Source organism: Candidatus Chloroploca mongolica, from assembly GCF_004762035.2.
Lineage (GTDB): Bacteria > Chloroflexota > Chloroflexia > Chloroflexales > Chloroflexaceae > Chloroploca > Chloroploca mongolica.
Genome location: NZ_SIJK02000144.1, coordinates 1 through 2,643, shown reverse-complemented (window position 1 = coordinate 2,643; position 2,643 = coordinate 1). Strand labels below are relative to the sequence as shown.

The following is a 2,643-nucleotide window of genomic DNA, read 5'->3' as shown; positions in this document are numbered from 1 at the left end:
GCCAGCCCGGCACCGACCCCGGCCAGCCCGGCACCGACCCCGGCCAGCCCGGCACCGACCCCGGCCAGCCCGGCACTGACCCCGGCCAGCCCGGCACCGACCCTGGCCAGCCCGGCACTGACCCCGGCCAGCCCGGCACTGACCCCGGCCAGCCCGGCACTGACCCCGGCCAGCCCTCCGAGCCAACGCAACCAGTTGAGCCGCCACCACCTCCGGTTGATGTCTCGGGTGCCAACCCGATCATTCTGCCTGCCAATACGCCTTTGTCGAGTGAAGGCTGGCTCTATGATTTCAATCAACCAACCTTCGCGGCATCGGTGATTGGTGATATTCGCCAGTTTAGCCCGCAAAATGGCCGCTTTGTGGTCATCCTCGCCTATGCGGTGAATGGTACCGGTGTCAGCCAATCCATTCCCGCCGAGTTCTTTGTCATCAAAGATGCTCAGGGCCGCGTGTGGGAAGCCCGCCCCGACGTCTCTGAAGCCTATGTGGTGCCTGGCGTCAATGCCGACGTGGCCCATACGCAGGCGATGCCCCCCGATGGGCTGACACGCAGCGTGGCGATCGTGTTTGATGTCGCGCTTGATGCAACCGACCTGGTCTTTTTTGCGCGCAGTAATCCGAGCCAGGGTTGGCTTGTCCTGCGCAGTGTGTAGCGTCGCTCATGGGAGGGCCTGGCCCTCCCTTACTTCTCTTGTTTACCTGTGACAACACCTCCAGATCAGCCATCACCATCCTCCGAGCTTGATCAGCTGCTTCAGATTGCCCAGCAAGCCATCAGCAAGGGGAGGCTTCAGGCTGGTCAGCGTCTATTGCAGGCCCTGTCTCAGGAGTATCCCGATGAACCACGGGTCTGGTTGCTTCTCGCTGAATTAACCGGCCCTCAACCAACTGTGGCCCCCTCCCAGCCTGACGATGTTTTGCCTCAGTCAGACCACGCTGAGGAGTCGCCTTCGCCACAGCACGAGCTATCAGCAGCACCCGTTGCCCCTCCACCCGAACAACGAGCGACCCAGGCGGAGCCTGACGATCATCACACCGCGTTTCCGTTACTCAACGTGCTGGCGATGCTCGTGATTGTGCTGTTGCTTGGCGCAATCGGTGTGATCATCGGACGCAATCTGATGCAAACAGACCCGTTTGCCCTGCAATCCTCAGCACCAGCGACCGCCAATCCAGTCAACCCATCAGCCGAGGTACCTGACCCCACGGCAGTATCGCCCAGCCCAACGAGTCTCCCGCCAGCACCTCAAGCAACAGCGACGGCAAACACGACCGCAACCCCAGTGCCCACGCTCACCCCCATCGAGCCGACGGCCACAGCGATGCCCATGGCTTCACCCGAACCAAGCCCGACGACGATGACCGAATTACCGCTAGGCAGCATTCTCGACCACGATGGCTGGAGCGCAACCCTCCTGCGACCAGACTATGCCGTGGTGCTCGACGGCAACCTGGGGGATCTTGCCCCCAATGGCCGCTTTGTGCTCGCAGTCGTTGCGGTCAGCAATAACAGCCCTGAAACGCGCATCCTTCCGCCGACCTTCTTTGCCTTGCGGGATGATCAAGGGCGCACCTACAGCCCGGTGCCCCAGGCCTCGACCATTTATCTCACCCTGTATCAACGCGGTCAGCACGGCGATCTCGCCCTCGAAGAACCACTCGAACCGGCAAGCGGCATGCGCAGCATCCCCATCCTCTTTGATGTCCCCCTTGATGCCAGTGGCCTACGCCTCACCACACCTTCCAGCAGTGGTGCAGGATGGCCCATCGGTGAAAGCCAGGCACTCCCCGCCGGGCCATAACAGATCCGCCCTCAACTTGCGTTACTTTTTGCCCACCTGGACGGTACATGGTCAGGTACCAGTATCTTCCGGGAGGCACCCGTGCGTAGACTGCATCAAACCCTATCAATTCTGCTGATCGCGCTCATTATTGGCAACAGCCTGGCCTTCAATATGACCGCACAGGCCCAGGCCGAAGTCATCCTGATCAACGAATTTATGCCCGCCCCGCTTGGCACAGGCGAATGGGCTGAAGTGTTGAATCGTGGGGCGATTGCCGTCGATCTAAGCGGCTGGCGCATTGATGATGATTTGCCTGCCAACAGCATCAAAGTGCTCATCCCGATGGGAACCGTTCTGGAACCTGGCGAACGCTATGTCATCGAATGGAGCGCCAGCATGCTCAATAACAGCGGTGACACGATCCAGCTCATCGCCCCAGACGAAAGCATTATTGATAGTTACACCTATAGCAGCAGTCGTGCCGGCGAGAGTTACGCACGCTGGCCTGATGGTGGTGATACCTGGATCATAGGACCACCGACCCGCGGCGAGTCAAACGGTGAAGGAGCCTCGACCGAGACCCCGACCCCGACCGAGACCCCAACCGAAACGCCCACCCCGACCGAAACGCCCACCAACACGCCGACTCATACCAGTACGGCGACCAGCACGCCGACCCCAACCGAAACCCCCACCAACACGCCAACCTCGACCGAAACGCCCACCAACACACCGACTCATACCAGTACGGCGACCAGCACGAGTATGCCCGTCCCCACCAATACCAGTACGCCCGTCCCCACCGCCACGCATACCAGCACGCCCGTACCCACCAACACGGCCACCAAGACGCCGA

Annotated in this window: 2 protein-coding genes and 1 pseudogene; all 3 read left to right on the top strand. The window is 61.3% G+C overall.

Going from position 1 to position 2,643, the window contains the following annotated elements:
* Positions 1–656, top strand: a pseudogene (locus EYB53_RS26300) (tetratricopeptide repeat protein); the annotation flags it as partial.
* A 48-nt stretch (positions 657–704) separates the two neighbouring features.
* The gene (locus EYB53_RS25170) at positions 705–1,805 is read left to right on the top strand and encodes a hypothetical protein (RefSeq protein WP_135482368.1); all 1,101 of its coding nucleotides are present in this window, start codon (positions 705–707) and stop codon (positions 1,803–1,805) included.
* 81 nt (positions 1,806–1,886) lie between these two features.
* Positions 1,887–2,643: lamin tail domain-containing protein (locus EYB53_RS25165; protein ID WP_135482366.1), on the top strand; the 757-nt coding region annotated here is incomplete at its 3' end.